Annotated in this window: 25 protein-coding genes; 3 read left to right on the top strand and 22 right to left on the bottom strand. The window is 52.9% G+C overall.

Going from position 1 to position 24,559, the window contains the following annotated elements; all coding sequences use genetic code 11:
• Positions 1–7: 7 nt before the first annotated feature.
• The 7 genes from rplS to ffh form a co-directional block, all read right to left on the bottom strand.
• On the bottom strand, positions 8–358 hold the full coding sequence (rplS, locus tag HRU87_RS02425; protein WP_173493373.1) for a 50S ribosomal protein L19: 351 nt from the start codon (positions 356–358) through the stop codon (positions 8–10).
• Positions 359–489: 131 nt separating this feature from the next.
• The gene (trmD, locus tag HRU87_RS02420; protein ID WP_173493372.1) at positions 490–1,167 is read right to left on the bottom strand and encodes a tRNA (guanosine(37)-N1)-methyltransferase TrmD; all 678 of its coding nucleotides are present in this window, start codon (positions 1,165–1,167) and stop codon (positions 490–492) included.
• The gene (gene rimM / locus HRU87_RS02415) at positions 1,157–1,726 is read right to left on the bottom strand and encodes a ribosome maturation factor RimM (RefSeq protein WP_425483683.1); all 570 of its coding nucleotides are present in this window, start codon (positions 1,724–1,726) and stop codon (positions 1,157–1,159) included. The genes trmD and rimM overlap by 11 nt, the downstream gene beginning before the upstream one ends.
• Entirely contained in the window at positions 1,701–1,937 is a 237-nt protein-coding gene (locus HRU87_RS02410; protein WP_173493370.1) for an RNA-binding protein, read from the bottom strand. Before HRU87_RS02410 ends, rimM begins: the two co-directional genes overlap by 26 nt.
• Before the next feature lie 4 nt (positions 1,938–1,941).
• Positions 1,942–2,517 (bottom strand): 30S ribosomal protein S16, encoded by a 576-nt coding sequence (gene rpsP, locus HRU87_RS02405; protein WP_173493369.1) that lies wholly within the window; start codon positions 2,515–2,517, stop codon positions 1,942–1,944.
• Positions 2,518–2,682: 165 nt separating this feature from the next.
• A complete protein-coding gene (locus HRU87_RS02400) occupies positions 2,683–3,378 on the bottom strand; it encodes a class I SAM-dependent methyltransferase (protein ID WP_213086402.1) in 696 nt (231 codons plus the stop codon).
• Between the two features lie 103 nt (positions 3,379–3,481).
• Positions 3,482–4,984 (bottom strand): signal recognition particle protein, encoded by a 1,503-nt coding sequence (ffh, locus tag HRU87_RS02395; protein WP_173493367.1) that lies wholly within the window; start codon positions 4,982–4,984, stop codon positions 3,482–3,484.
• A gap of 59 nt (positions 4,985–5,043) precedes the next feature.
• Between ffh and HRU87_RS02390 the strand changes: the two genes are divergently transcribed.
• A complete protein-coding gene (locus HRU87_RS02390; protein ID WP_173493366.1) occupies positions 5,044–5,415 on the top strand; it encodes a hypothetical protein in 372 nt (123 codons plus the stop codon).
• Here HRU87_RS02390 and mutM read toward each other — a convergent pair.
• The 6 genes from mutM to HRU87_RS02360 are packed head-to-tail and all read right to left on the bottom strand — an operon-like array spanning position 5,372 to position 10,270.
• Positions 5,372–6,268, bottom strand: coding sequence for a bifunctional DNA-formamidopyrimidine glycosylase/DNA-(apurinic or apyrimidinic site) lyase (mutM, locus tag HRU87_RS02385; RefSeq protein WP_173493365.1), 897 nt, complete (start codon positions 6,266–6,268; stop codon positions 5,372–5,374). The genes HRU87_RS02390 and mutM overlap by 44 nt on opposite strands.
• Positions 6,268–6,942 carry a ribonuclease III gene (gene rnc / locus HRU87_RS02380; RefSeq protein WP_173493364.1) on the bottom strand — a complete coding sequence of 225 codons (675 nt, stop codon included), beginning with the start codon at positions 6,940–6,942 and terminating at the stop codon, positions 6,268–6,270. The genes mutM and rnc overlap by 1 nt, the downstream gene beginning before the upstream one ends.
• Before the next feature lie 2 nt (positions 6,943–6,944).
• Entirely contained in the window at positions 6,945–7,148 is a 204-nt protein-coding gene (gene rpmF, locus HRU87_RS02375) for a 50S ribosomal protein L32 (protein ID WP_173493363.1), read from the bottom strand.
• Positions 7,149–7,150: 2 nt separating this feature from the next.
• Entirely contained in the window at positions 7,151–7,657 is a 507-nt protein-coding gene (locus tag HRU87_RS02370; protein WP_173493362.1) for a YceD family protein, read from the bottom strand.
• Positions 7,654–8,139, bottom strand: coding sequence for a pantetheine-phosphate adenylyltransferase (gene coaD, locus HRU87_RS02365; RefSeq protein WP_173493361.1), 486 nt, complete (start codon positions 8,137–8,139; stop codon positions 7,654–7,656). The genes HRU87_RS02370 and coaD overlap by 4 nt, the downstream gene beginning before the upstream one ends.
• A gap of 10 nt (positions 8,140–8,149) precedes the next feature.
• Entirely contained in the window at positions 8,150–10,270 is a 2,121-nt protein-coding gene (locus HRU87_RS02360) for an ATP-dependent DNA helicase RecG (protein WP_173493360.1), read from the bottom strand.
• Positions 10,271–10,319: 49 nt separating this feature from the next.
• On the opposite strand from HRU87_RS02360, the gene rsmD reads away from it, so the two are divergent.
• A complete protein-coding gene (gene rsmD, locus HRU87_RS02355) occupies positions 10,320–10,880 on the top strand; it encodes a 16S rRNA (guanine(966)-N(2))-methyltransferase RsmD (protein WP_173493359.1) in 561 nt (186 codons plus the stop codon).
• On the opposite strand, the gene HRU87_RS02350 is transcribed toward rsmD, so the two are convergent.
• The 7 genes from HRU87_RS02350 to smc form a co-directional block, all read right to left on the bottom strand.
• The gene (locus tag HRU87_RS02350) at positions 10,877–12,151 is read right to left on the bottom strand and encodes a citrate synthase (RefSeq protein WP_173493358.1); all 1,275 of its coding nucleotides are present in this window, start codon (positions 12,149–12,151) and stop codon (positions 10,877–10,879) included. The genes rsmD and HRU87_RS02350 overlap by 4 nt on opposite strands.
• A 34-nt stretch (positions 12,152–12,185) precedes the next feature.
• Positions 12,186–13,295: a succinyldiaminopimelate transaminase gene (gene dapC / locus HRU87_RS02345; RefSeq protein WP_173494229.1), complete on the bottom strand. Its 1,110-nt coding sequence runs from the start codon at positions 13,293–13,295 to the stop codon at positions 12,186–12,188.
• Positions 13,292–13,612: a ferredoxin gene (gene fdxA, locus HRU87_RS02340; protein ID WP_173493357.1), complete on the bottom strand. Its 321-nt coding sequence runs from the start codon at positions 13,610–13,612 to the stop codon at positions 13,292–13,294. The genes dapC and fdxA overlap by 4 nt, the downstream gene beginning before the upstream one ends.
• Before the next feature lie 63 nt (positions 13,613–13,675).
• A complete protein-coding gene (locus tag HRU87_RS02335; protein WP_173493356.1) occupies positions 13,676–15,397 on the bottom strand; it encodes a glycosyltransferase family 39 protein in 1,722 nt (573 codons plus the stop codon).
• The gene (locus HRU87_RS02330; RefSeq protein ID WP_173493355.1) at positions 15,394–16,344 is read right to left on the bottom strand and encodes a glycosyltransferase family 2 protein; all 951 of its coding nucleotides are present in this window, start codon (positions 16,342–16,344) and stop codon (positions 15,394–15,396) included. Before HRU87_RS02330 ends, HRU87_RS02335 begins: the two co-directional genes overlap by 4 nt.
• Positions 16,345–16,422: 78 nt before the next feature.
• Positions 16,423–17,415, bottom strand: coding sequence for a signal recognition particle-docking protein FtsY (gene ftsY / locus HRU87_RS02325; protein ID WP_173493354.1), 993 nt, complete (start codon positions 17,413–17,415; stop codon positions 16,423–16,425).
• Positions 17,415–20,870, bottom strand: coding sequence for a chromosome segregation protein SMC (gene smc / locus HRU87_RS02320; RefSeq protein ID WP_173493353.1), 3,456 nt, complete (start codon positions 20,868–20,870; stop codon positions 17,415–17,417). Before smc ends, ftsY begins: the two co-directional genes overlap by 1 nt.
• 98 nt (positions 20,871–20,968) lie before the next feature.
• On the opposite strand from smc, the gene typA reads away from it, so the two are divergent.
• A complete protein-coding gene (gene typA, locus HRU87_RS02315) occupies positions 20,969–22,873 on the top strand; it encodes a translational GTPase TypA (RefSeq protein ID WP_173493352.1) in 1,905 nt (634 codons plus the stop codon).
• Here typA and HRU87_RS02310 read toward each other — a convergent pair.
• Together HRU87_RS02310 and HRU87_RS02305 are read right to left on the bottom strand one after the other, a co-directional pair.
• Positions 22,870–23,820, bottom strand: a complete 951-nt coding sequence (locus tag HRU87_RS02310; RefSeq protein WP_173493351.1) for a glycosyltransferase family 2 protein — start codon at positions 23,818–23,820, stop codon at positions 22,870–22,872. The genes typA and HRU87_RS02310 overlap by 4 nt on opposite strands.
• Positions 23,817–24,521 (bottom strand): class I SAM-dependent methyltransferase, encoded by a 705-nt coding sequence (locus HRU87_RS02305; protein ID WP_173493350.1) that lies wholly within the window; start codon positions 24,519–24,521, stop codon positions 23,817–23,819. Before HRU87_RS02305 ends, HRU87_RS02310 begins: the two co-directional genes overlap by 4 nt.
• Positions 24,522–24,559: the final 38 nt, after the last annotated feature.

Raw genomic sequence — 24,559 nt, 5'->3', positions numbered from 1 at the left:
AGTTTACTTAGACGTTGTCGCGCTTTTCGCGGATCTTGGCAGCCTTGCCGCGAAGCTCGCGCAGGTAGTAAAGCTTGGCGCGACGAACATCACCCTTGGTGACTAGCTCAATCTTGTCGATTACTGGGCTGTGCACTGGGAAGGTACGCTCTACGCCAACCTGGAAGGAAACCTTGCGAACGGTGAAGGTCTCGCGGATTCCGTGACCGGACTTGCGGATGACAACACCCTGGAAAACCTGAATACGGCTGCGGTTACCTTCAATGATGTTTACGTGAACCTTGACATTGTCTCCAGCGCGGAAGTCAGGAATGTCGGTCTTTAGGTTTTTGGCATCGACTACGTCGAGAATGTGCATTTTTTGCTCTTTCCTTTTGCGCGCAGGTCAAAACGAGTAGTGGTTTGAAATTTATGTCCTTTGCTCCCCTGCGGCAGAGACGGCCGGACACAGGGGGAAAGTTTGGCACATTCCCCAGCCCATTGCAAGCTTTAGTCGATCAGATCGGGCCGATTCTGCCTGGTCCGCTCAACGGACTGCGCCCTGCGCCACTTCTCAATCTCGGCATGGTGACCAGAGAGCAATACTTCGGGAACCTCTAGACCTCGCCAGGATTGCGGCTTGGTGTAGCTCGGATACTCGAGCAGCCCATCGGAGTGAGACTCCTCAACAATCGACTCGGCATTGCCCATAAAACCCGGCATGAGCCTGGTGATGGCCTCTAACATGGCCAAAGCCGCAACCTCTCCCCCATTGAGAACGTAATCACCAATCGAGATCTCTAGCACCTCAACCTCTGACCGAGCATTCTCAACCACGCGCTGGTCTATGCCCTCGTATCTACCGCAGGCAAACACCAGGTGCTCCCTGGTTGAAAGCTCCTGAGCAAGCTTTTGGGTAAAGGGAATTCCGGCCGGAGTAGTAAAAATTACCGTGCTCTTCGGAGTTAGCACATCGTCAAACGCCAAGCCCCAAGGCTCAGGCTTCATCACCATGCCGGCACCTCCGCCATAAGGCGAATCATCCACCGTTTTGTGCTTGTCGGTGGTCCAAGACCTCAGGTCGTGGGCTTGAAACTCAATCAAGCCGGACTGCTTAGCTTTACCAAGCAGTGAAAGCTCTAAAACATTGAAGTAATCGGGGAAGATGGAAATTGCATCAATTCGCATCAGCTTCCTCGATCTGCTCAAAAAGGCCTCCGGGTGGTGTGATCTCAATCAAACCAGCTTCGGTGTCAACCTTTGGAACAAAACCCTTCACAAATGGCAGTAGCACTTCCAGCTCGCCATATTTGATAGCCAGCAGATCCTGGGCCGGCATGTGGTCAACCCGAATAACGAATCCGATTTCTGAACCGTCGCGGAATACCTTCAGGCCAACCAGCTGGTGGTCATACCAGGCATCTGGCTCTGGTGGAGACTGATCGAGTTCATGCTCAACCAGCAAAATGGCCTTGATTAGGCTCTCGGCCGCAGTGCGATCCGTTACACCCTCCAGGAAGACAACCGGGGAATTGTTGAACCACTTCAAATCCGAAACCGTAACGGTTTTCCCAAACCAGGGAGATTCCTCAGGAACCTGAAGTTCTAGGACTGCGCCAGTTTTGAAGCGCTCGTTTGGGGAATCGGTATAAAGCTCAAGTTTGATAGCACCTTTGAGGCCGTGCGCTTTGAGCAGCCTGCCTACTCGGAGCTTGGTGCTGTTAGAAATCTGTGTCCACCACGTCAACTCGGACGCGCTTGCCATCCGCAAGGGCGTTGACAACAGTTCTCAAGGCAGTGGCGGTGCGGCCGTTCTTGCCGATAACACGACCTAGGTCGTCTGGGTGCACGCGCACCTCCAGCAGATCTCCCTTGCCGCCGTTGCGGGCAGCAACGGTTGCGTCATCGGGGTTATCCACGATGGCGCGAACAATATGCTGGAGGGACGCTTGCAACATTTACTTACTCTGCCTTTGGCTCTTCTGCCTCAGCGGCTGGAGCCTCTGCGGCCTCATCAGCAGCTGGGGCTTCCTCGGCAACGGCCTCAGCGGCTGGCTCAGCTGGAGTTTCCTCGGCTGCAGCCTCGACTACTGGAGTCTCCTCGACTGCGGTCTCAACGACCTCAGCGGCTGGAGCCTCTTCGGAAACAGCTTCGGCTGCAGGTGCCTCTTCGGCAACTGGCTCAGCCTTCTTCTCAAGCTTTGGAACGACAACCGACTTCTTGGCGGTGTCAACGACGTAAGCGTCCTTGGACTTCTGAGGAAGAACGGTGTTCTTCTTCTCGCCCTTGGCGTTTGCCATGTCTCCGGTCAGCTTTAGCAGCACTGCAGCCTGCTCGGTTGGCTGAGCGCCAACCGACAGCCAGTACTGAGCGCGCTCAGAGTTGACCTCAATGATGGATGGGTCGTTTCCTGGAACGTAACGACCAATTTCTTCGATTACGCGACCGTCGCGGTGAGTGCGAGAGTCTGCAACTACGATGCGGTAGTGCGGGGTGCGCGTCTTGCCAATGCGCTTTAGGCGGATCTTTACAGCCACAATGCTCCTGTGAATAGGTGTCTTTGGCGAGATTCTGCCGTGAGCGTGGGGGCACACTCGTCAGGTCTCAAGGGGTTTCGATTTCGTCTGGATAGAGGGTCAAGACTTTTCGAACTCGGTTAGTCTGCCAGAAATGTTGAATTTTCTCTACTCGGGCTCTATGGGCTATCTCTCCAGAATCAGATGCCTGTCCGATCTGAGCGGTAGCTTCCCATCCGTGGCGTAGAAATAAAGATTTGTTCGATTGGGGAAAACGGTCTCGTAAACATGGACATTTCTGAAGTGCGGTTCGAAGAACCGAAGGAGGTCCTCCTTGTCGTGAAACTCGTATTCGTGTTGGTGAAGATGCTTATGTCCATGTTCAGCTTCGGTCACCGTGTAACCGCTGAGGATTCCCTCGGGGGCCATAACCTCTTTGATTCTTGCAACTAGGGCCTTGATTTCAGTTTCAGTGAAGTGCTCTATCGCGGCGTCCCAGACAATGTTGTCAAACGGCCCATCGGGGATGTCTTTCCTGATGTCCCCCAAAATGAAATTTACATTCGAGAGAATGACATTCTTTTTCGCCTGACGAATTGCCACTGGGTCAAAGTCGACCCCTACGACGGATTTTGAGCGCAAGGCGTAAAAGTAATTAGTGAAAAATCCATCCCCACAGGCGAGGTCTAGAGTGTTGCCTCCACCCACCAACGCCATGGACGAATGAACGCCACGCTCCATAGGCAGCGAATTTCCGGTCCTCGTCCATTGATAGTGGAGGTCAAGCTGGTGGTCAAAAAACTCCGGATTGTCGGTTCCCCATTCGACATTGAACTGAAACCAATGAACCAAAAAACTAACTTTTCTTGCAGCCCTAGACATGAGTCGGGCCAAAAAAACCAACGGAAACAGCTTTTTAGTGGTGGAAAGCGCCCACCTGACAAAATTCAAAATTTCCCCTCCTTTTGAACTGGCCCGAGTCTACCTAATGGAGCCCAAATGCGCTGCCAGATCCGGAAGATTTCTCGGAACCAAAGCTCAAGCCGGCATTCTCGGCAGCGCGCTTGGCTGGGTTTCCACTCTTGGATCCCTTTTTCTTTTTGTCGATCTTTTTCTTGCCGCCCATGAACCCACCGCCCACGGTGCCACCGGACAGCACAGGATTGGTCCCTGGGATATTTGGCACTCCCCCTCTGGCCATGGTCTTCATGACCTTGGAGGCCTGCTCAAATCGCTGAATCAGCTGGTTCACCTCGGTGACCGAGGTTCCAGAGCCTTTGGCAATTCTCATGCGGCGAGAGCCATTTAGGACCTTGGGCTGGTTTCGCTCTAGCGGAGTCATCGAGTAGATGATGGCCTCGGTGCGGGTGATCTCCCGCTCGTCAAACTCTTCAAGCTGCCTTTTGGCCTGCGCGATACCCGGCAGCATGCCGAGCAGATTCTTCATGCTGCCCATCCTCTTGAGCTGCTGCATTTGCTCCAGGAAGTCCTGCAGCGTGAACTGCTCGGTGGCTAGCTTTTCAGCTAGGCGCTTGGACTCCTCCTCATCAAAGTTCTTTTGCGCCTGCTCGATAAGGCTGAGGATGTCTCCCATGTCCAGGATGCGAGAGGCCATGCGGTCCGGGTAGAAAGGCTCAAAGGCATCAAGCCCCTCACCGGTGGAGCTAAACAGAATTGGAGCACCGGTAACCGTGGCAACCGAGAGCGCAGCACCACCCCTGGAATCACCATCTAGCTTGGTGAGCACCACTCCCGAAACCCCAACGCCATCGTGGAAGGCCTTGGCAACGTTCACCGCATCTTGGCCGAGCATGGAGTCCACCACAAACAAGATTTCATCAGGTGACACCGCATCGCGGATATCGCTGGCCTGCTGCATCATCTCCTGGTCAACACCCAGGCGGCCAGCGGTATCAACAATCACCACTGAGTACTGCGACTTCTTCGCGAAATCGATAGCGTCCCTCGAAACCTTTACCGGGTCACCGGTGCCATTGCCCGCCTCCGGCGCAAACACCGGGACCCCAACCTTTTCACCCAGCACCTGCAGCTGAGTAACGGCATTGGGGCGCTGTAGGTCAGCGGCAACCAACAAAGGCGTGTGGTTTTGCTCTTTGAGCCACTTGGCTAACTTTCCAGCCAAAGTTGTTTTACCTGAACCCTGCAAACCTGCCAGCATGATCACGGTCGGCGGGTTCTTCGCGAAGGCGAGCTTGCGAGCCTCACCACCGAGAATTGCCTTTAGCTCGTCGTTGACAATCTGCACCACCTGCTGAGCGGGGTTAAGTGCCTTAGAAACCTCATCACCCAGAGCGCGCTCGCGGACTTTGCCGGTGAATGTCTTAACTACCTCAAGGGCAACGTCGGCCTCGAGCAGCGCTCTGCGGATGTCCCTGAGGGTCTCATCGATATCTGCAGCTGAAAGCTTGCCTTTGCCGCGCAGCGACTTGAAGGTATCTGAAAGCCTGTCAGATAGGTTTCCGAACAACTTATTACTCCTTGGATGGTGAGATAAAGCCTAGCCCCAGAACCAAATAGTCTTATCCGGTGAGACAGCTCCCCTTGGTCCTTTCAGGCATAGCCCTGGGAGTTTTGACGGCCCTGGTGGGAACCGTGCTGCACCAAACCCAGCTGCTAAACCTTCCTCTGGGCCTGGCTCTAAGCCTGGTCCTGGTCTTTTGGCTAGGAGTCCTAACCAGAAACCCAAAAACAAAATCTTGGGGCTTTGCCCTAGCCCTCTCGGTGGCCGTTTACCTGCTGGGCTCAGAGGGAATTCAAGACTCGCTAATTCCCGCTAGCACCCTTGGTTACGTTTGGGCTTACGGCTCTATTTCGCTTGCGCTACTGGTGGCTATGTTTCCAAGGCTCACAAAACTCAGCGCTTCTGACACCTCGGACAGAAGTGAGAACCGCGATTAGCCCAAGCCTCGCGCTTTATTGGGGTTCCACAGCGATTACAGGGCAACCCGGTCATTCCGTAGGCGTTTAGCGACTGAGAGAAATAACCACTCTCCCCATTGACGTTTTTGTATTGCTCATCAAATGAGGTTCCACCCTGGGCAACCGCCTTCACCAAAACCGCTTTGGCAATTTCGATCAGCTCAAGGTGCTTCTTTTTAGAGATTGAGGACGCGAGCCTGTCGTAGTGAAGTTTTGCCAGCCATAGCGACTCATCCGCATAGATGTTGCCGATGCCGCTAAGGAGATTTTGATCAAGCAGCACCCGCTTGATGCCAGAGTTCTTCTTCACCATCCGGCTTGCCACATCGCCGGCATCAAAATCAGGATCCAGCAGGTCTCTGGCGATGTGGGAAACGGTTGCCGGAATCATTGCACCGCTGGCGGCCTCCGGAGAATAACCCCCGGGCTTGCCATCAGTTGTTTCAACCAAATCGTCAATTGCAAGCCCGCCGAATAACCGCTGATCCACAAACCGAATTTCCAACTCATCACCAGATGCTGAAACGACATGAATTACCACTCTGGTTTGCGGATCTGATTCAAAGCCCGGGGTTCGAACCAAAATCTGACCGCTCATGCCTAGGTGTCCAACCATGGCCCTGGAACCTGATATTGGAAGCCACAAAAATTTACCTCGTCGAACCACCGCTTGAAGTGTTGATCCGGTCAGCTCATCCAGAAAACCTTGGGCTCCCGAAACATTTTTTTTCAGAGACCTGGCGTCAAATACCTCGATGGAGGTGACCACTGCACCCACCAGGTGCTGGGCGAGACCGCTGCGAACGGTCTCGACTTCTGGAAGCTCTGGCACTATGACTCCAACAGCGCTCTGAGGGCGTTTATTGCCGCCTGAGTCTCAGCACTGCGCTTTGTGGTTCCAGAGCCCTTAGAAAGCTCCTGGGAGCCAGAGAAACAGGTTGCGGTGTAGATGCGCTCATGCTCTGGACCCACGCCCTCAACCTCATACCTTGGAGCTTCCCGCTTTAGCTTCTGAAGCTTTTCAATCAGCGAGGTCTTGGGATCAGAGGCTTCTCGGACCGCATCCGGGTCATCAAGTAGCGGATAGATGTGTTTTTGAACAATTGCCAGAGCGGCTTCAATACCGCCGCTTAGGTAGGCGGCACCCAGTAGCGCCTCAAAGGCGTCGGCTAGAAGATTTACTTTGCTGCGGCCATTAGTTTGCTCTTCGCCCTTGCCGAGGCGCAGGTGCTGACCAAGCTCAATTCGGTTGGCGGCAGTTGCCAATGCAGCTGCCGATACCACTCCGTTTTTGAGCTTTGTGAGCTCGCCCTCGGCAAGGTCGGAATGCTCGTTAAAGACGCGAACGGCTACCAAGTAACCGAGGATGGAATCCCCGAGAAACTCGAGCCGTTCGTTGTCTTCTCCGCCTTTTTCATAGGCATAGGAGGAATGGGTCAGTGCAAGCTCTAGGAGCTCGGGGTTGATGCTGGTCCCGAGCCGCGATTGCAGCTCGCTAAGCGACATCTTTAGGCGTCTGCTACCTTGCGGCCCTTGTACTCCATGTAGAGCTCGGTGCCCACGGAGTCGGTGACAACCTTTGCACGGTGAGGCAGGCTGTAAACGGTCTTACCGTTCTCAATGGTCTTGACCAGGGTTACTGGCTCGGCCTTCCACTGCGAACGACGTGCGTGAGTGTTGGCACGTGACTTGCGGCGCTTTGGTACTGGCATGGCTACTCTTCCCTACTTAGTAAATCTTTGAGTGCAGAGAACCTCGGATCTACCGCGGTTTCGTGCTGGTGACCAGGGTCTTCATTCAACTTCAAGCCACATTCCGCACACAAGCCAAGGCAATCTTCGCTGCATACGGGCTGGAAGGGGAGATTCAGAACCACCGAATCAATGACGACCTGTTCTAAGTCAATGTGCTCGCCACTAACGACCAGCTCGTCATCCGAAGAGACAGAATAGGCGAAAAGCTCCTGAAAATCCACCTCAATCTTCAGTTTCATCTCGTCCAGGCAGCGCGAGCAGGAGCTGTGAGCAACGCTAAAGATCTCTCCGGTTGCCAAAATGCCCTCGTGAACCGATTCCAGCCGCACTGAGATTTCAACCTCTTCACCGGCTGGGATCGCCACAACTTCAGTTCCAATTGCCTCTGCAAGCTCGAACTCAAGCTCAAGCTCCTTCATGTGACCGGGGCGCTTCATCAGCTCATGCACTGAAACTAGAAAACTCATTGGCTCAATCTCTCCCTAAGTGCAGTCAAAACCGACTCGCTCACGTAACCGGAGGCATCTCCGCCCAAACGAACCACTTCTTTCACCAGCGACGAGGAGACATAACCGTAGCCCGGCTCAGCAGGAACAAACACCGTCTCAATCGCAGACAAATCTCTATTCACCTGGGCCATCGGCAACTCATACTCAATGTCAGCTGTTGTCCTGAAGCCCTTGATGATCGCCGTTGCACCGAGGCTTTTAGCATGGTCAACCAATAGACCCTCAGCGAGACCAGAAAAACGAATATTGGCACCCAAATCTTTGGCTGCGGCTTCAAATAGTGCAACTCGCTCAGCAATCGAAAAAAGTGGATCTTTGCTTGGGTTGTGAACTACGACAACAACCACCTCTGAAAACAACCCAGCGGCTCTTTTGAGAACCGACAGGTGACCCAAGGTCACTGGATCAAATGATCCCGGGTAGATGGCAACTGTTTTCACTCGCACAAGGTTAGCTTCGCTTGAGCGCCTGCGCATCTGCTTTCTCTAAAGCCAGCTGCAGCGGCGCGGGCAAACCTGAAGCAATCAAATCCTCTGCAAAGACTTTCGCCCTGGCAATCAAATCCGCATCGCGAATCACTCGCAGTAGCTTCAGCTGCGATCTGCCTCCCGATTGCACATCACCCAGAACATCTCCCTCTCCACGAAGTTCAAGGTCTAGCTCGCTGAGTTTGAAGCCATCTGTAGTGCTGGCAACCGCCTCAAGGCGCTGCATTGCCAGCGAACCCGGTTCGCTGGCAGTGACCATGAGGCAGACACCAGAATGTGAACCTCTACCAACCCGGCCTCGGAGCTGGTGCAGCTGAGAGATGCCGAATCGATCGGCATCCAAAATCACCATGGCGGTGGCGTTGGGCACATTGACACCAACCTCAATGACCGTGGTGCTAACCAAAACTTGAATCTCACCAGCCGCAAATGCCGCCATTACCGAAGCTTTTTCCTCGTTTGCCTGGCGACCATGTAAAAGCCCAATGGAGAGCCCAGCCAGCGCTGGATTCAACTTCAGTGCCTCAGCAACGTCAACTGCAGCTGCTGGGGCTACCGACTGTTCGAGTTCTAGCTCCTCGCCCTCGAACTCTTGTTCTTCCTGGGTGTCGCCCTCAATCCTTGGACAAACCACAAACGCTTGTCTGCCAGCAGCAACCTCCTCAGCCACCCTCTGCCACACCCGAGACACTAAAGCCGGCTTAGAAACCTCCACAACGTGGCTGGAGATCGGTTGCCTGCCGGCGGGCAGCTCAGTCAGGGTGGAAATCTCAAGGTCACCAAACACGGTGATAGCCATGGTTCTTGGGATTGGGGTTGCGGTCATTGTTAGAACATGAGGTGAGGTTTTACCCTTCAGGCGAAGCAGCTCCCGCTGCCCAACCCCGAAGCGATGCTGCTCATCCACAATCACAAAAGCAAGGTCATAAAACTGAACCTTCTCCGAGATCAGCGCGTGAGTTCCTATCGCCAGCAGGCACTTGCCGCTTGCCATGTCCAGCAGTGCCCGCTTACGGTCGGCTGTGGCAAGCTGGCCAGTCAATAGCCTCACCCCAAGACGCTCCGAAAGCTCAGGTCCTAGAGCTCTGCGAATCGATTCATAGTGCTGGCTAGCCAGCACTTCAGTTGGCGCCAAAAGCGCCGACTGACCACCGGATTCCGCAACCGACAAAATCGCTCGCAGGGCAACCAGAGTCTTTCCAGAACCCACCTCACCCTGCAAAAGCCGGTGCATCGGGGAACCCGATGCTAGGTCCTTGGCAATATGCTCTCCTACTTCTTCCTGACCGGAGGTCAGGGAGAAGGGCAAGCTCTTGTCGAAAATGCCCAAAAGCTCACCGGAACTTCGAGATGTTGCAACCTGGTTGGTTCTTGCCTGGCGAAGCTTTGCCAGCTGAAGCTGCAGGAACATGGCTTCGTGGAAACGAAGGGAGTCTCTAGCCTGCTGCCAATGAACATCCTGCTTTGGCTGGTGCACCAGGCGAATTGCCTCATCAAGACTTATCAATCCCTCGCTAGCAAGCAAACTCTCGGGCAGGATGCCATCGACCGACGGGGTTGCGGTCAGGACGATGTCGATTGCTTTTTGGATCTTCCAGGTCGATAGCGAACCGGCTGCCGGGTAGATGGGAATTGGGAGATCTGCCCAGGCTTTAGCTTCTTCACCGGTTAGCTCGGTCTCAAATAGCTCGTAGTCAGGGTGGGCAAGCTGCAGCTTGTTAGAAAAGATTCCAATGCGACCACTAAACAAACCCCTGGCTCCCTGATGTAGATCCTTCTGCCTCCAGGCTTGATTGAAAAAAGCCAACGTTAGCTGTTTGGTGCCATCAGTTATAACCACCTCAAGAAGCGACCCGCTTCTGCCCTTGAGTCTTCGGTTGGAGGTGCTAAGCACCTCCCCCACCACAGTCACCATTTCGCCAATTGGAAGTGAGGAGATTTGCGTTAGCTCACCCCGCTTTGAATAGCGCCTGGGGAAGTGAGCTAGCAGTTCTTCAACAGTTTCAATGCCAAAGTGCTTCAGAAAGGCTTTCGCGGTGCGCTCCCCTAGGAGCGCACCGAGCTTTCTGGAGTCGTTTAGCATCCCCCAATCATGACAAGCAACTCAGTCTTTTTTCACTAGGCTCACTCGGGTGACCAGAATCATCGCCGGAGCCCTTGGCTCCCTGCAGCTAAAGGCTGCAGCCAAGGCCACCCGACCTACATCCGACCGGGTCAAAGAGAGCCTTTTCGGAAAGCTTGATTCCTTGGGGGCAATTGAAGACGCTGTGGTTCTAGATCTATTCGCCGGAACCGGAGCTCTTGGAATTGAAGCCATCTCAAGAGGAGCAAAGAAAGCAGTATTGGTCGAGAAAGACCGAACAGCCTTCAATCTGCTCACTCAAAACCTAGAGCTGGTCAAAAAATCTTTAGCTGCTCAAAAGCTCGATGCTCAACTCTCTGCAATCAACGCAGAGGCAGGTAAATTTCTAAGTTCCAACACCCAGGCATTTGACCTGGTTTTTATTGATCCGCCATACGAGTTTAACCAGATCGCAGAAACACTGAGGAACCTATCTCCACATCTCAACGAAGGCGCCCTAGTAATCCTCGAGCGGTCGGCAAGGGAAGCTGTAAAAGTCTTTGATGGCTTTGAAATCTCTGAGAAGAAAACCTACGGCGATACCGCCGTTTACTTCCTAAACAAAAACTAGATTGAGCGCTTAGCTGGGCCAGTGTAAACCTGCTGAGGTCTACCGATTCTGGTGGTTGAGTCAGCATTCTGCTCACGCCAGTGAGCAATCCAACCTGGAAGTCTGCCGACTGCGAATAGCGGGGTAAACATCCTGGCTGGGAAACCCATCGCCTTGTAGATCACTCCGGTGTAGAAATCAACGTTCGGATACAGCTTGCGCTCTACAAAGTAAGAATCAGCCAAAGCTGCAGCCTCAAGCTCCTTAGCAATGTCAAGCAGCGGATCTGAGACTCCAAGTTCCCTCAGAACCTCATCAGCATGAGCCTTGACGATCTTGGCCCTTGGGTCAAAAGACTTGTAGACGCGGTGGCCAAAGCCCATTAGGCGAATGCCGTCTTCCTTGTTTTTGACCCGCTCAACGTATTTCTGAACCGAGTCACCGGACTCGTGAATGAAGTTGAGCATGTCCAAAACTGCCTCGTTGGCACCGCCGTGAAGCGGGCCAGAAAGTGCGTTGATGCCCGAGGAAATTGAAGCAAAGAGGTTTGCCTGAGAAGAGCCAACCAACCTGACGGTTGACGTCGAGCAGTTCTGCTCGTGGTCTGCGTGTAGTAGCAGGAGTGTGTCCAAGGCCTTAGTCAAGACTGGGTTAGCGGCATAGTCCTGACCCAGGTGGCCAAAGGTCATGCTCAGGAAGTTTTCCACCAGCGAGAGATTGCTGTCGGGGTTCACCAGGGACTCGCCAACCAGAGACTTGTAGGTGTAGGCAGTTAGAACCGGCAGCTTGGCCAAGAGCCTGATCGTTGAGAGCTCAATCTGCTCTGGGTCTCTGGGGTCCGTTGAGTCGTTGTAGAACGTGGACAGCACCGAGACTGCGGAGGAAAGAATTGCCATGGGATGGGCAGAAGGCTCAAAGGTCTCAAAGAACTTCACCATGTTTGGGTGAACCATTGAGTGCTGACGGAGTTTTGCGTCAAAAGCCTCAAGTTCCGAGGAGTTCGGGAGCTCGCCGTAAACCAGCAGGTAAACCACATCTAGGTAGGTTTTCTGTGCTGCAAGCTCCTCAATGGGGTAGCCGCGGTGGCGAAGGATTCCCTGGTCGCCGTCAATAAAAGTGATTGCGCTTTTGGTTGAGGAGGTATTTACAAAACCCTGATCGTAGGAGCTGAGTCCGGTGGTTGCAATGAGCTTAGAAATGTCGATTCCGCCGGGACCCTCAGTTGATTCAATTACTGAGAGTTCTGTCTCAATGGCTCCGTATCGAAGGGATACCTTCTCGTTAGAAGTCAAAACGCTAGCTCCTTTGTGAGGGTTGGCTTTTCGCCTAGCCTAGAGCATTTTGAAGGCGCTTTGCAGCCTCTGCAATCTCCCCATCGGTTGCAGTTATTGAGAAGCGGACAAAGTTTTTCCCAGCATCTCCATAGAACTCACCAGGAACCGCAACAATGCCAATTTCCGCCAGTTCAGCAATTGTTTCCCAACAGTTTTTACCGTTCGTAACCCAGAGATAAAGCCCTGCCTCAGAGTCTTGCACTTCAAAACCATATGCCAACAATGCGGGCAAAAGAATCTCTCGCCTTTTGCGGTAGATGGCCTTTTGCTCAGTAACGTGAACGTCGTCTCCCAGAGCCGCAATCATGGCCTTCTGAACCGGCATGGGAACCATCATCCCTGAGTGCATGCGCAGGTTCACAAGGCCTCGAATCAGCTTTTCGTCGCCGGCAGCGAAGGCCGCCCGGTAACCAGCAAGGTTTGACTGCTTGCTTAGTGAGTAAATAGAAAGAACATTGGTTAGGTCACCCCCGGCGACCTCAGGGTCAATCATGCAAGGAATGTAGCTATCCCATGGCTCATCCCAGCCCATCTCCGCATAGCACTCATCGTTCACAATCACTGCGCCCAGTTCCCTAGCGCGCTCTAGAGCGCGCTTGAGGAACTCGACCGAGTGAACTGAACCATTTGGGTTACCGGGGCTATTGAGCCAAATCAGTTTTGTATTTGCAGGCCACTCACTGGGTTCATCCCCGACAAAAATATCTGCCCCTGCGAAAGCGGCACCGACCTCATAGGCGGTGTAGGCAAGGCGCGGTTGAACCACAACATCGCCTGGTCCAACTCCAAGCATGATTGGCAACCAAGAAATGAATTCTTTTGAACCGATGGTTAGTAGCACCTGGTCGGGAACAAGCCCTGGAGTTCTTCTGCGCCTGGAATACCAGTCACAGACTGCCTGCCTAGCCTGAACATCACCCCAGGTAGTTGGGTAACCCGGAGAATTGGATGCGGAATCTAAAGCTTTTTGGATTACCTCAGGGGTCGGATCAATCGGGTTGCCGATTGATAGATCAATGACTCCATCTGGAAAAAGTGAAGCCTTCTCACGAAATGGCTTTAGTTTCTGCCAGGGATACTCCGGCAGTCGGTCGAACACTATTCGCCCTGAGGGGGAAGTGCTGCAACTAGAGCGTGGTCGCCGGGAATTGGACCAACCTTGGCGGCCCCTCCCGGAGAACCAATCTCGGCAAAGAAGTCAACGTTGGCCTTGTAGTACTCACTCCACTCACCTGGGAGGTCGTCTTCGTAGTAAATAGCTTCTACTGGGCAAACAGGTTCGCAGGCTCCGCAGTCCACACACTCATCCGGGTGGATGTAAAGCATGCGGTCACCCTCATAAATGCAGTCAACCGGGCACTCGTCAATACATGCCTTGTCTTTGACATCAACACAGGGAAGGGCGATTACGTAAGTCATTGAAAGCTCCTAAAACTTCTTAGATTCTAAACAACCAAACGGGGTTTGGTTGTTCCGCACTGCCTAGCGCTGAATCTTATAGAGAGTGAAACCTTCACCGCTTGAGATGACCTCACCCTTTTCCATGGTCAGGTTGCCGATTGCCAGAACGTATTCAATGTCAGCCGCAACCATGTCAACCGGATAAACCGAGCCGGTGTTGAGGATCTCAAGGTCGGTGTTGTGTTCCATCCAGAACGATGCCACGCGGCCATCAAACCTTGATTCAGCAAGGATCAAGGTTTGATCCTTTTGCTCGCGAGTGAGTTCTTCCGCTGCCAGGTGGCCAGCCTTGTCAGCTGCTGAGTCTTCAAGTCTGAAGCCCTGGTACTGATCCTGGATCTGGTAACCGGTGCCAATCATGGTCACTGGGATTAATGCGGCTGCAGCCCAAATCGTGAACTTGGGGAAGAAGGCTAAAACCAAGAGCGTCAGGAAGCTCAAGTTAGCAATCGAATCAATTGTCAGCTTGTCAACGACCAGGCCTGCCAGGTTTGGTGCATCAGCAATCTGAATGGTCAGGGTGCTGAAGTAGCCGGTGAAAGCGATTGAAATAAGCAAAAAGACCGGGAAAATAACAATCCAACGCAACCAGCTCTTCGTTTCACTGAGAATCTGCTTGTCAGCCAGAACCGCCAAACCTGCCAGAGTGACCATGGGGAACAGGTAGTCGTAGTAGCGCTCAAGAACTCGAGTGATGTGATCATCTCCACCACCTGTGATCCAGCCCGTGAAAAGCACAATGGCAATCACCATGAAGATGAGCCAAATCAACATCAGCACAGCCAGTCGGTGAACTGGCCTAACGACCTCTGTCCGGAAAGAGTTGATTGCGGCAAGGACTATTGCAACAATAGCAACCCCCAGTAGCGCCGACACAACAAGTGAATGAGTCCAAATCTGAGTGGGGAACAGTCCCACCGCTCCAGCAACGGGTCCAGCACCTACCAAACTCGAAGCCTCAGAGGTTGCGGTCCCCGAAGCCACTCCCCCAACAAACTCACCAACTGCACCAGTGGCGCCATAGGCACCAAAGACGTTGAGGGCCTTTGGTCCAGCGAGAGCAAAACCAAGACCAACCCTCACCAGCAAGAATGAGCCCAGAAGTGCCCCAGCATTGAGCGCGGCATTCTTGAGGTAAGGCTTTTCCTCAATGGTTGAAATCAGAAGGTAAATACCGATGGCCATGGCTGCCATGAGGGCGTGTGGCTTGACTAGGGCGGTAAGTCCTAATGGGACACCAACCCAAGCCCAGTTTTGCCAAGACGGGTGATCTGCAGTCCTCAGAATGGCAAGCAGCGTGAGTCCGATGAAGAAGAAGAACATTGACTCCGGCAAAAACATTGAGCTGTAAACCACGGTTGGGCTGAGCGCTACGGTGCCATAAAAAGCGAGGGCTCCCCAGAAAGGAATGAATCGCAGGGCAATAACAAAAAGCGTCAGGGCGAAGCCCTGAATGAAAGCAAGGTTTAGAACCTTGGCACAAGTGTAAAAGGCTTCTCCACAAAGGTTGGTAGAGCTGTAAACAAAATTGAAGAGATAGTTGCCAAAGTCAAATGGTGGATTTTGATCCCAAGGTGAGGTGAGCCTTGCGGTAACTAGGTAGATCCACTCATCCTGCAAAATTGCAGGGTTGATGTCTTTGACTTGGTTGAAAACCCAAACTGAGGTTCCTACCAGAACAGCAAATAAGCTTCCGAGCTTTAGCTGCCACCTTGACCCCAGACGAGACTTGATTTGCTTCACGCGTACCTTCTTTGCTTTGGAATCTTGGGTTCAGACTGAATGTCATATGAGAGAAAAGAGAGCAGCAGCTGGACTCCCAAGATGATTGCAAGGGATGCAATCGTGGCCTGGCCCGCAGTTGTTACCCGGCCAGCTGCAGCTGCAGCCAAAAAGCTTGAGAGTCCAAACCAAGCTCCAAACCCTGACAGGAAAATACCGAGAGGCAGCTCAAAGCTGGCTATTGACCACTCGCGGAGGTAGTAGCGGTAGAAGACCCGCTTGAGTTGGTTTTTGATGTGCTTGACAGGAAACTCGAGCAACACCTTGCCGATTTTTAGATTGCTTTTCTCATTGCCGTAACGCGCTGGGAGAGCAACGTCCTCCACCACAGCTCCTGAGATGTTGAGGCGGAACAACATGTCTGATTCAAAGAAAAAACGCTTGGAAAGTTTTTCCAGCTCAATTTTTTCGAGCACCGCTCTGTGGATTGCAGTGAAGCCATTGGTTGGATCAGTAACTGACCAGTAACCGGAGGAGAGCTTGGACCAAAAAGATAAAACTGCGTTGCCAAAAATGCGAATTCTTGGCATCTGGTAGAGGTCGTCGAGGCTGTCGAAACGGTTGCCTTTTGCGTAATCAGCCTCACCAACCAAGATTGGCTTCACCAGGGCTGGAATGTCCTCGGGGAACATTTGTCCATCGCCGTCAAGCTTGACAACAACCTCGGCGCCTTCAGCAAGAGCTGCTTTGTAACCAGTGGTGACAGCTCCCCCAACTCCCTGATTCTCTGAGTTGAACAGGACCTGGACACGAGAATCCTTGGCCTTCTTCTTGACTAGCTCGCCTGACTTATTTGGGCAAGCATCATCAATCACCCAGATTTTCTCTACTTCAGGACCAATACGTGGGATCAGGTCAAGAATGTGATTTTCAACTTTGTAAGCGGGAATGACAACGTGAATTTTCACCGGTTCCCGCCTTTCTTAAACGAGGCAGTTGAGCCCCTAGAAGATTTTAGAGTTCAAAGAAAGCAAATTGGCTTTCATTTAGGACTTGTAGGCAACTAGACCCTTGGCAAATTCCTCCGGGGAGAAAAAGGCAAAGTCATTAATTCCCTCGCCAACCCCAACCAATTTCACGGGAAGATCCAACGCGCTCTGCAGCGAGTAAAGAATTCCGCCCTTGGCCGTGCCGTCAAGTTTGGTCATCACAATGCCCGTCACCTCAGCAACCTCGGTAAACGCCTTGGCTTGGGCCATCGCGTTTTGCCCCATGGTTGAATCAATTACAAGCAGCACCTCTGCAATTTGAGCCTGCTTCTCAACAGCTCGGCGAATCTTGCCAAGCTCATCCATTAGGTCTTTTTTATTCTGGAGTCTGCCGGCGGTATCAATGATGGCAATGTCTGCATTTTGGCTGAGTGCAACTTCTACTGTCTGGTAGGCAACTGAAGCTGGGTCTTGACCTTCTCGCTCTGGCCTCACAAGGGTTGAACCTGATCTATCTGCCCACGTGCCAAGCTGTTCAACTGCTGCAGCACGGAATGTGTCGGCAGCACCTAGAACAACGCTCCAGTCACCATCGCGCAGCCACTTGGAAAGCTTTCCAATGGTTGTAGTTTTTCCAGCTCCGTTGACTCCAACTACGAGAATCACATAAGGCAGCGAGCCACTTGCAAGGTTAAGCGCCGAGTCACTCCGGGTCAGTTTCTTTGCTAGCAAGTCCTTCAGCAGCAATCGAAGCTCAGCATCAGAACTGGCTCCCTGCCGATTGGCCTCACGTTTTAGCTCCTCGCTGATCTCAACCGAAGCCTCAACGCCAAAGTCAGCCCGGATCAAAATATCTTCGAGGTCTTCTCGGTCCACCGGGGCACCAAAAAGGGACCGAATCCCCTCCCCGAGGGTTCGTTTAGGAAGCTCAACGCTCTCGACCTCGACTACCAGGGGCTCTGCATTTACAACTGAGGTCGTTGGCTCGATATTGCTGGAAGGAGATTGAGCAGGCTCTTCGCCTCTTAGCCTTTTGAGAAATTTGAACATCAGGCGTTAGCTCGCTCAAGTTTTTGGCCAACCACTGCACTCATGCCGTCTTGCCTCATGGAAACACCATACAGAGCATCAGCAATTTCCATGGTCCGCTTCTGGTGGGTAACCACAATCAACTGAGAGCTCTTACGTAAAGATTCAATCACTTCTAGCAATCTGCCAAGGTTTGCATCGTCCAGGGCGGCCTCAACCTCATCCAGCACATAGAAGGGGCTCGGTCTCGCCTTGAATATCGCAATCAGCAGTGCCACTGCGGCAAGCGATCGCTCGCCGCCAGAGAGCAGTGACATCCGCTCAATGCGCTTGCCAACTGGTCGAACCGAAACCTCGATGCCAGTGGCGAGAAGATCTTCTGGTTCAGTTAGAGAAATGGAACCTGCTCCACCAGGAAACAGAATTGGGAACACCTTCTCGAATTCTCTTCTGGTGTCCTCGAATGCACTCGCGAAGATTCCCTGCATCTTCAGATCAAGGTCCTTGATGATTCCAATAAGGTCTGTTCTTGCTTTGGAAAGGTCCTCGAGCTGCTCAGCAAGGTATTTGTGCCGCTCCTCAAGCGCTGCAAACTCTTCAAGAGCCAGTGGGTTGAAGGCTCCGAGCTGGCTTAGTTTTTGTTCAGCAACGCGAAGGTCTTTCTCTAGCTGCTCCCGGTTTTCATCACCAAGCTCAGTCTCTGAAAGCATCACCTCAACGTCGACATAGAGCTCTGATGCAACCCGTTCGGTGAGGTTGGCAAGGTTCAACCTCAACTCGTGGTTGCGCATCTCAACCTCGTGCACGGACTTGTTGAGCTCAGCTAGCTTGACTTCAAGCTCAGCGGCCTGCGACCGAAGGGTCGAGAGCCGCTGGGTCCGCTGAATTCTCTGAGCTTCAAGCTCCCGAACCTCACTGCGAATCTGAGTTGCGGACTCCGTTGCCACCTCTAAAGCTGCAGGAATCGCCTGCAAAGCACTTTCGGCTCTTCGCAGCTGAGATAGCTTTGCCTCGGTTGCCTGACGATCTCTTTCTTGGGCGGCTGTTGCTTCGGCGAGCCTGCCTTTGAGGACTGCAACATTCTTGCTCGCCGCACTCCGGCGCTCAGAAACGGCACCGACTTGAATTCTCACCTCAAGTTCAGCTTGACGAGCCTTTTCTAGAGCTTCTACCAGGCCTGCTCGAGCATCAGGGTTTGAAGTCAAGACCGAAACTTGGGGAAGCGCCTCCAGGGCTCTCTCCAGGTCGGCTATTTCGAGGCGAGCGGCCTGAGACGCTTCTGCAAGGCGATCAAGCTCTGACTCCTGGCGGGTCTTATCTTCCTTGGCGCTCTCGAGCTGAGCGATTAGCCTTCCAACTCTCTCCGCCTTGGCCGCAAGTTCAGCGTCGTACTGTTGCAGCTTGCTTAGAGACTCTCGGCTTGCCTGCTCTGAAGCATCCAAAGCTTGCCTGCTGGCTTCTAGCTCCTGAGCCAGCTCAGTAATTTCCTCGGCTAGCTCGCTTAGTCTCCGACTAGCACTTTCGCGCTCTGCCGCCAGCTCAAGTTTGGACGGTTGCTTAGTGCCTCCACCTCGAATGAGTGATCGTGAGACCCAGTCACCATCCAAAGTGATAATTGCCTTGCCCTCGAATCCGCCTTCAAGGGCAGCTTCCGCAGCACTGAGGTCTTCAGCAATAAAAATTCCCTCAAGGACATCCAGTACCTGTTTTGGTGCTGAAACCACCGATGAGGCAAGTGTTAGGCCCGATTTAGTTACCTTTTCAGCCCTAATGACCGGCCCGTCAACAACTAGAAACTCAGCCCGGCCAAGCCCTTCACCTTTGAGGAACTTGATTGCAGCCAAGGCTTGAGAACGAGAACCAGCAACGACCGCATCGGCAATGGTCCCTAGGGCAACGGCAATCGCCACCTCATAACCGCTCTGAATGGAGACACTCTCGGCAAGAAGTCCCTTGATTCCGGTCAACCCCGCATTTCGGACCTCAATGGATCCATCATTTTGCTCAAGCGTGAGCCCAAGGGCTGCATGCTTCGCTGCAATGGCATCTCTCTCACGCTCAGCGGCATGCAGGGCATCTTTGGCGGCATCTAAGGTGGCGCGCGCTTTACTTTGATTCTCTTGAGAACGTTCGTATTCGACCCTAAGTCCCTCGTCAGAGAGTGATTCAGACTCTGGTGTTAGCGCCAGCTGCTCGGCAGTTAGTTTGGCTATCTGCTCGGAGAGCGAAGCGATGACTAGCTTTAGTGCCTCAGCCTGAGAGTCGAACCCCTCGGCCTTGCTCTGAAGCACCGAGATTTGATTCTCGAGCTTGCTGCGCTCAAGAGCCTTGCTCTCAACTTCTGCGCGTTGCTTGAGCTCAGCAGATTCGAAATCAGCGAGCGCCGCAACGGCTGCAAGCCTTGATGCTTCTAGCTCGCGCAAATCATTTGCCGAAGTCTCGATCTCTCCCTCGAGTGACTCTAGGTCCTGAACGGCAGAGGCCAACTGAGCACTCAGGTCAGCAACCTCAATTTCACGAGAAGAAAACTCTTGTTGCCCCAAAAAGGAGATTTTCTGCTGGGCAAGATTTTGAAGTGATCGAAGTTTTGACTCTAGGGACTCAAAAGCAAAAAGTTTTTGCCTGAGGGCGTCTAGCTCGGTCGAGACCAGCTGAGATTCAAGTTCTTGTATTCCAGCCCTGGCGGAGTTGAGCTGATCCTGAACCACCGAGGAATCAGCTTTACGTTCATTCTCGCTTTTTGCCGCTTTCTCAAGCTGCTCACGGATCGCCACAATTTGAAACTTCAAAAGCCGGGACTTGGCAAGCCTTGCAATGGCGCCAATCTCCTTGGCCTGCCTGGCCACCTCGGCCTGGCGGCCAAGGGGCTTTAGGTTTCGCCTGAGTTCTGCCGTTAGGTCATTGAGCCTGGTGAGATTCACCTGCATGGCCTCTAACTTGCGCTCAGTCTTTTCCTTACGCCTGCGGTATTTGAGAATTCCTGCAGCCTCTTCAATAAAGGCACGTCTTTCAATCGGCGTTGCACGCAAAACGGTATCTAGCTGACCCTGGCCAACTATTACGTGCATTTCTCGGCCAAGGCCGGAATCACTCAGGAGTTCCTGGACGTCCAGCAATCTGCAGGATTCGCCATTTATGGCGTATTCACTTGCTCCATTGCGGAATAGCACTCGAGAGATTGTTACCTCTGCATACTCAATTGGTAGAGCACCATCTGAGTTATCAATCGTTAGCTGAACCTCTGCTCGACCTAATGGCCCCTTGGTCGCAGTTCCCGCAAAGATGACATCTTCCATCTTGCCGCCGCGTAGGGTCTTTGGACCCTGCTCTCCCATGACCCAGGCGAGGGCATCAACAACATTTGACTTACCAGAACCATTTGGGCCAACCACGCAGGTAATACCTGGTTCGAGGTTGAGAGTGGTTGGCTGCGCGAAGGACTTAAAGCCTTTCAGGGTGATGCTCTTCAAATACAAGCGCCTTCACCCCTTTCAAACTAGGTAATAAAGACTACCCAAGCCGGTAACCCTGCCCGACTAGAATTAGAAAGTTGCCCGGAAGGCCCAAATCCCCCATGAAAAAGAACGACCACCTAAGAAACGTTGCCATTGTTGCTCACGTAGACCACGGCAAGACCACGCTGGTTGATGCCATGCTCAAGCAGACTGGCGCATTCTCCTCCCACGCTGCCGTGGACGAGCGCGTCATGGACTCCGGCGACCTAGAGCGGGAAAAGGGTATTACCATTCTCGCCAAGAACACTGCCATCACCTACTCGGGTCCTGCAGCCAACGGGCAGGAAATCGTCATCAACGTAATTGACACCCCGGGTCACGCCGACTTCGGTGGCGAGGTTGAGCGCGGTCTTTCTATGGTCGACGGTGTCGTTCTATTGGTTGACGCCTCTGAGGGACCACTCCCACAGACTCGCTTCGTGCTGCGCAAGGCACTCGAGGCCCAGCTTCCAGTGATTCTTCTAGTCAACAAGACCGACCGCCCAGATGCTCGGATCGACGAGGTTGTCGAAGAGAGCCACGACCTCCTCCTAGGTCTTGCCTCTGATCTTCACGACACTGTCCCAGATTTAGATGTTGACGCCATCTTGGACCTACCAGTGATTTACGCTTCAGGTCGCGCTGGTCGCGCCTCGCTCAACAAGCCAGCTGATGGCTCGTTGCCAGACACCGAGAACCTTGAGCCGCTATTTGAAGCCATTATCAAATTCATTCCGGCCCCAAGCTATGACGAGAACATCCCGCTGCAGGCTCACGTCACCAACCTTGACGCTTCCCCATTCCTTGGCCGCTTGGCACTTCTTCGCATCTACAACGGTGAGATCAAAAAGGGTCAGCAGGTTGCCTGGGTTCGCCAGGATGGCACCACCCAGACAGTCAAAATCACCGAGCTTCTTGGAACCAAGGCTCTAGACCGCTACCCAATCGAAAAGGCTGGGCCCGGAGACATCGTTGCAGTAGCAGGTATTGAGGACATCACCATTGGTGAGTCTCTCTGCGACCTCAATGATGTTCGCCCGCTTCCCCTAATCAAGGTCGATGACCCAGCAATCTCCATGACCATCGGAATCAACACCTCTCCAATGGCAGGTCGTGTCAAGGGCGCCAAGGTCACCGCACGTCTAGTAAAGGACCGCCTAGACCGAGAACTAATTGGTAACGTCTCAATCAAAGTCCTTCCCACCGAGCGTCCTGACGCTTGGGAGGTCCAGGGTCGAGGTGAGCTTGCTCTTGCCATCCTGGTGGAGCAGATGCGCCGCGAAGGTTACGAGCTAACCGTTGGTAAGCCTCAGGTAGTCACCAAGAAGGTTGACGGCAAGGTTCACGAACCTGTTGAAGATCTCACGATTGACACCCCAGATGAGTTCTTGGGTCCAGTAACCCAGCTGCTAGCAGCTCGCAAGGGCCGCATGACCAACATGATCAACAATGGCACCGGTTGGGTTCGCATTGAATTCCGCGTCCCATCGAGAGGTCTCATCGGTTTCCGAACCGAGTTCCTAACCACCACCAAGGGTGCAGGTATTGCCAACGCTCTAGCAGCTGGTTACGAGCCCTGGGCTGGAGATATCCAAACCCGTCAAAACGGCTCTATGGTTGCTGACCGCGCCGGTGTAGCAACTCCGTTTGCCATGATCGCCCTGCAAGAGCGAGGCATGTTCTTCGTTGAGCCAACCTCCGAGGTCTATGGCGGCATGGTTGTTGGAGAGAACTCACGTGCGGATGACATGGAAGTCAACATCACCAAGGAGAAGCAGCTCACCAACATGCGAGCTGCCTCTGCAGACAACTTTGTTGGCCTAACCCCACCAAAGAAGCTGTCTCTCGAGGAGTGCTTGGAGTTCGCTCGCGAGGATGAGTGTGTTGAGGTTACGCCGGAGGCAATCCGTATCCGCAAGGTTGAACTGGATCCAAACGTTAGGGCTCGTCAGACGTCGGCTCGAAAGCGTGCAAGTCAAAGCTAAGCTCTAACCCGTAGGTACCTGTAAATTCTTGAGGCAGCTTCAATCGGATGTGCTATCGGGAAGGTTATCCAGCGAAGAGTTTTATGTATTGATTCCCGCTGCATCTCTCGAGAGTCGGGTTCTAGGCTAGCTGGGTGGGTCAAGGGAAATTTCATCTCACCAAGTGGAATTTCATCCGCCCAAGATTCAAACTTCGTGTGGGTCGAGGCGGCGCCAAAACCGACGTTGGTGACCAGGTTTTGCGAAGGCACAGCGGAAAGTAACCTGTTTAGATAGATGAAAGTTGCGAATTGAACCGCCCAAGAATCTAAAGAACTATAGAGCCTCAGAAGCTTTGCAAAAGCAGACCTTTGGCGCTTACCCCCGACTAAATCCAGAATCTGGTTAATTTCGCGCTCCGTCAAATCCGAAACTGGTTTTGACTTCCTGAAATCAAGCCAGGTCCGCCTCCAGGTGGCCCAACCCCAAATGTTTGCGTGAGTCGAGAAGTAGTAAGTATTTTCTCGACTTTTCTTAGGTGCAAAGTTATTGGCGCTTACCAAGGCTACGGTTGGCTCGTCCTTGTAGCGGTCAATCAGCTCAGATGCAAATTTAAAGAAACTTGAGGAAGGGAGACAGTCGTCTTCCAGGATAATTGCCGAATCCACCTGTCGGAACACCTCGTCCAACCCAGAAATAACTCTGGCTCTTAGTCCGAGGTTCGTAGCCGAATAAATTTTGGTAACTTCACACTTCCAGTCCAGGTCTTCGAAAAGCGCCCTTGCAGCTGAAACCGCTTCTATGTCATCGGGCCTCCCCGGTCGTGGGCCATCTGCAATAACAAAGAGTCTTTCCGGTTTGGTAAGGGATAGCGCAGCTAGGACCCTCTTCGTGAGCTCGGGGCGCCTGAAGATGACAATCGCAACCGGGACCTTATTTTCGACAAGCGAAGAACTTGGACTAATCATCGCTCATTGACCCGTCGCTTCACCAGGAAAGTGTGTTGACCAAGACCCTTAAACATTGGTAGGTGAGACTGGACCGGCTCCAGGGTATGAGCCACCACCTCGTAATCTCTGCCTAGAATCTCAAGGAACTTGGACTTAGGGATTGCGATCAGTGGGTATCGCACCGCGCTTATCCAAAGTTTAAAGTCCTTTGATGGCTGCGGTATGTTGTCACCCAGCAAAGAATATTGAAACATTTTAATCTGGGATGATTTTTGCGTTAGTACCAATTTTTCAAACACTAAAAACTTTGGATTTAATCCAACTAACTCCCTTAGAACTTCGCTGGGGTTGCTGGTGTATTGAAGCGAACTTGACACGTGCACCAAATCAACTTGGTTCGCCTGATTTTTCACTTGCTGGATGCTGGAGAAAAACTCAATTCCGGTCTCGCTCAGAGTTCTGGAGGCAGCAGTCGCCAATGCAGGTGTTTCAACTACAAACCACTGTGCACGTCCACTGCGTGTAACTGCAAAACCATGCCTGCCACCACCGCCGCCAAAATCCAAAACCGTTAGTGGTGATGCGGTTCCACCCAATGAGAAATCTTCGAATACCCTCTCGACGAAAGGGCAGAGACTTTCATGCCAGCTCTTCCAAAGCCTTAGGTCGCCCTCGACAATAGACGTCGCCAGCCCCTGATCGTCGTATTTATCAGCCACACCTCTGGTTAGCCTGAATACAAAACTTCTGTAAAGCC

It is taken from the genome of Aquiluna borgnonia (assembly GCF_013283855.1).
Classification (GTDB): domain Bacteria; phylum Actinomycetota; class Actinomycetes; order Actinomycetales; family Microbacteriaceae; genus Aquiluna; species Aquiluna borgnonia.
The sequence above is the reverse complement of the archived record's forward strand: the minus strand, read 5'-3'. Positions and strand labels throughout refer to the sequence as shown.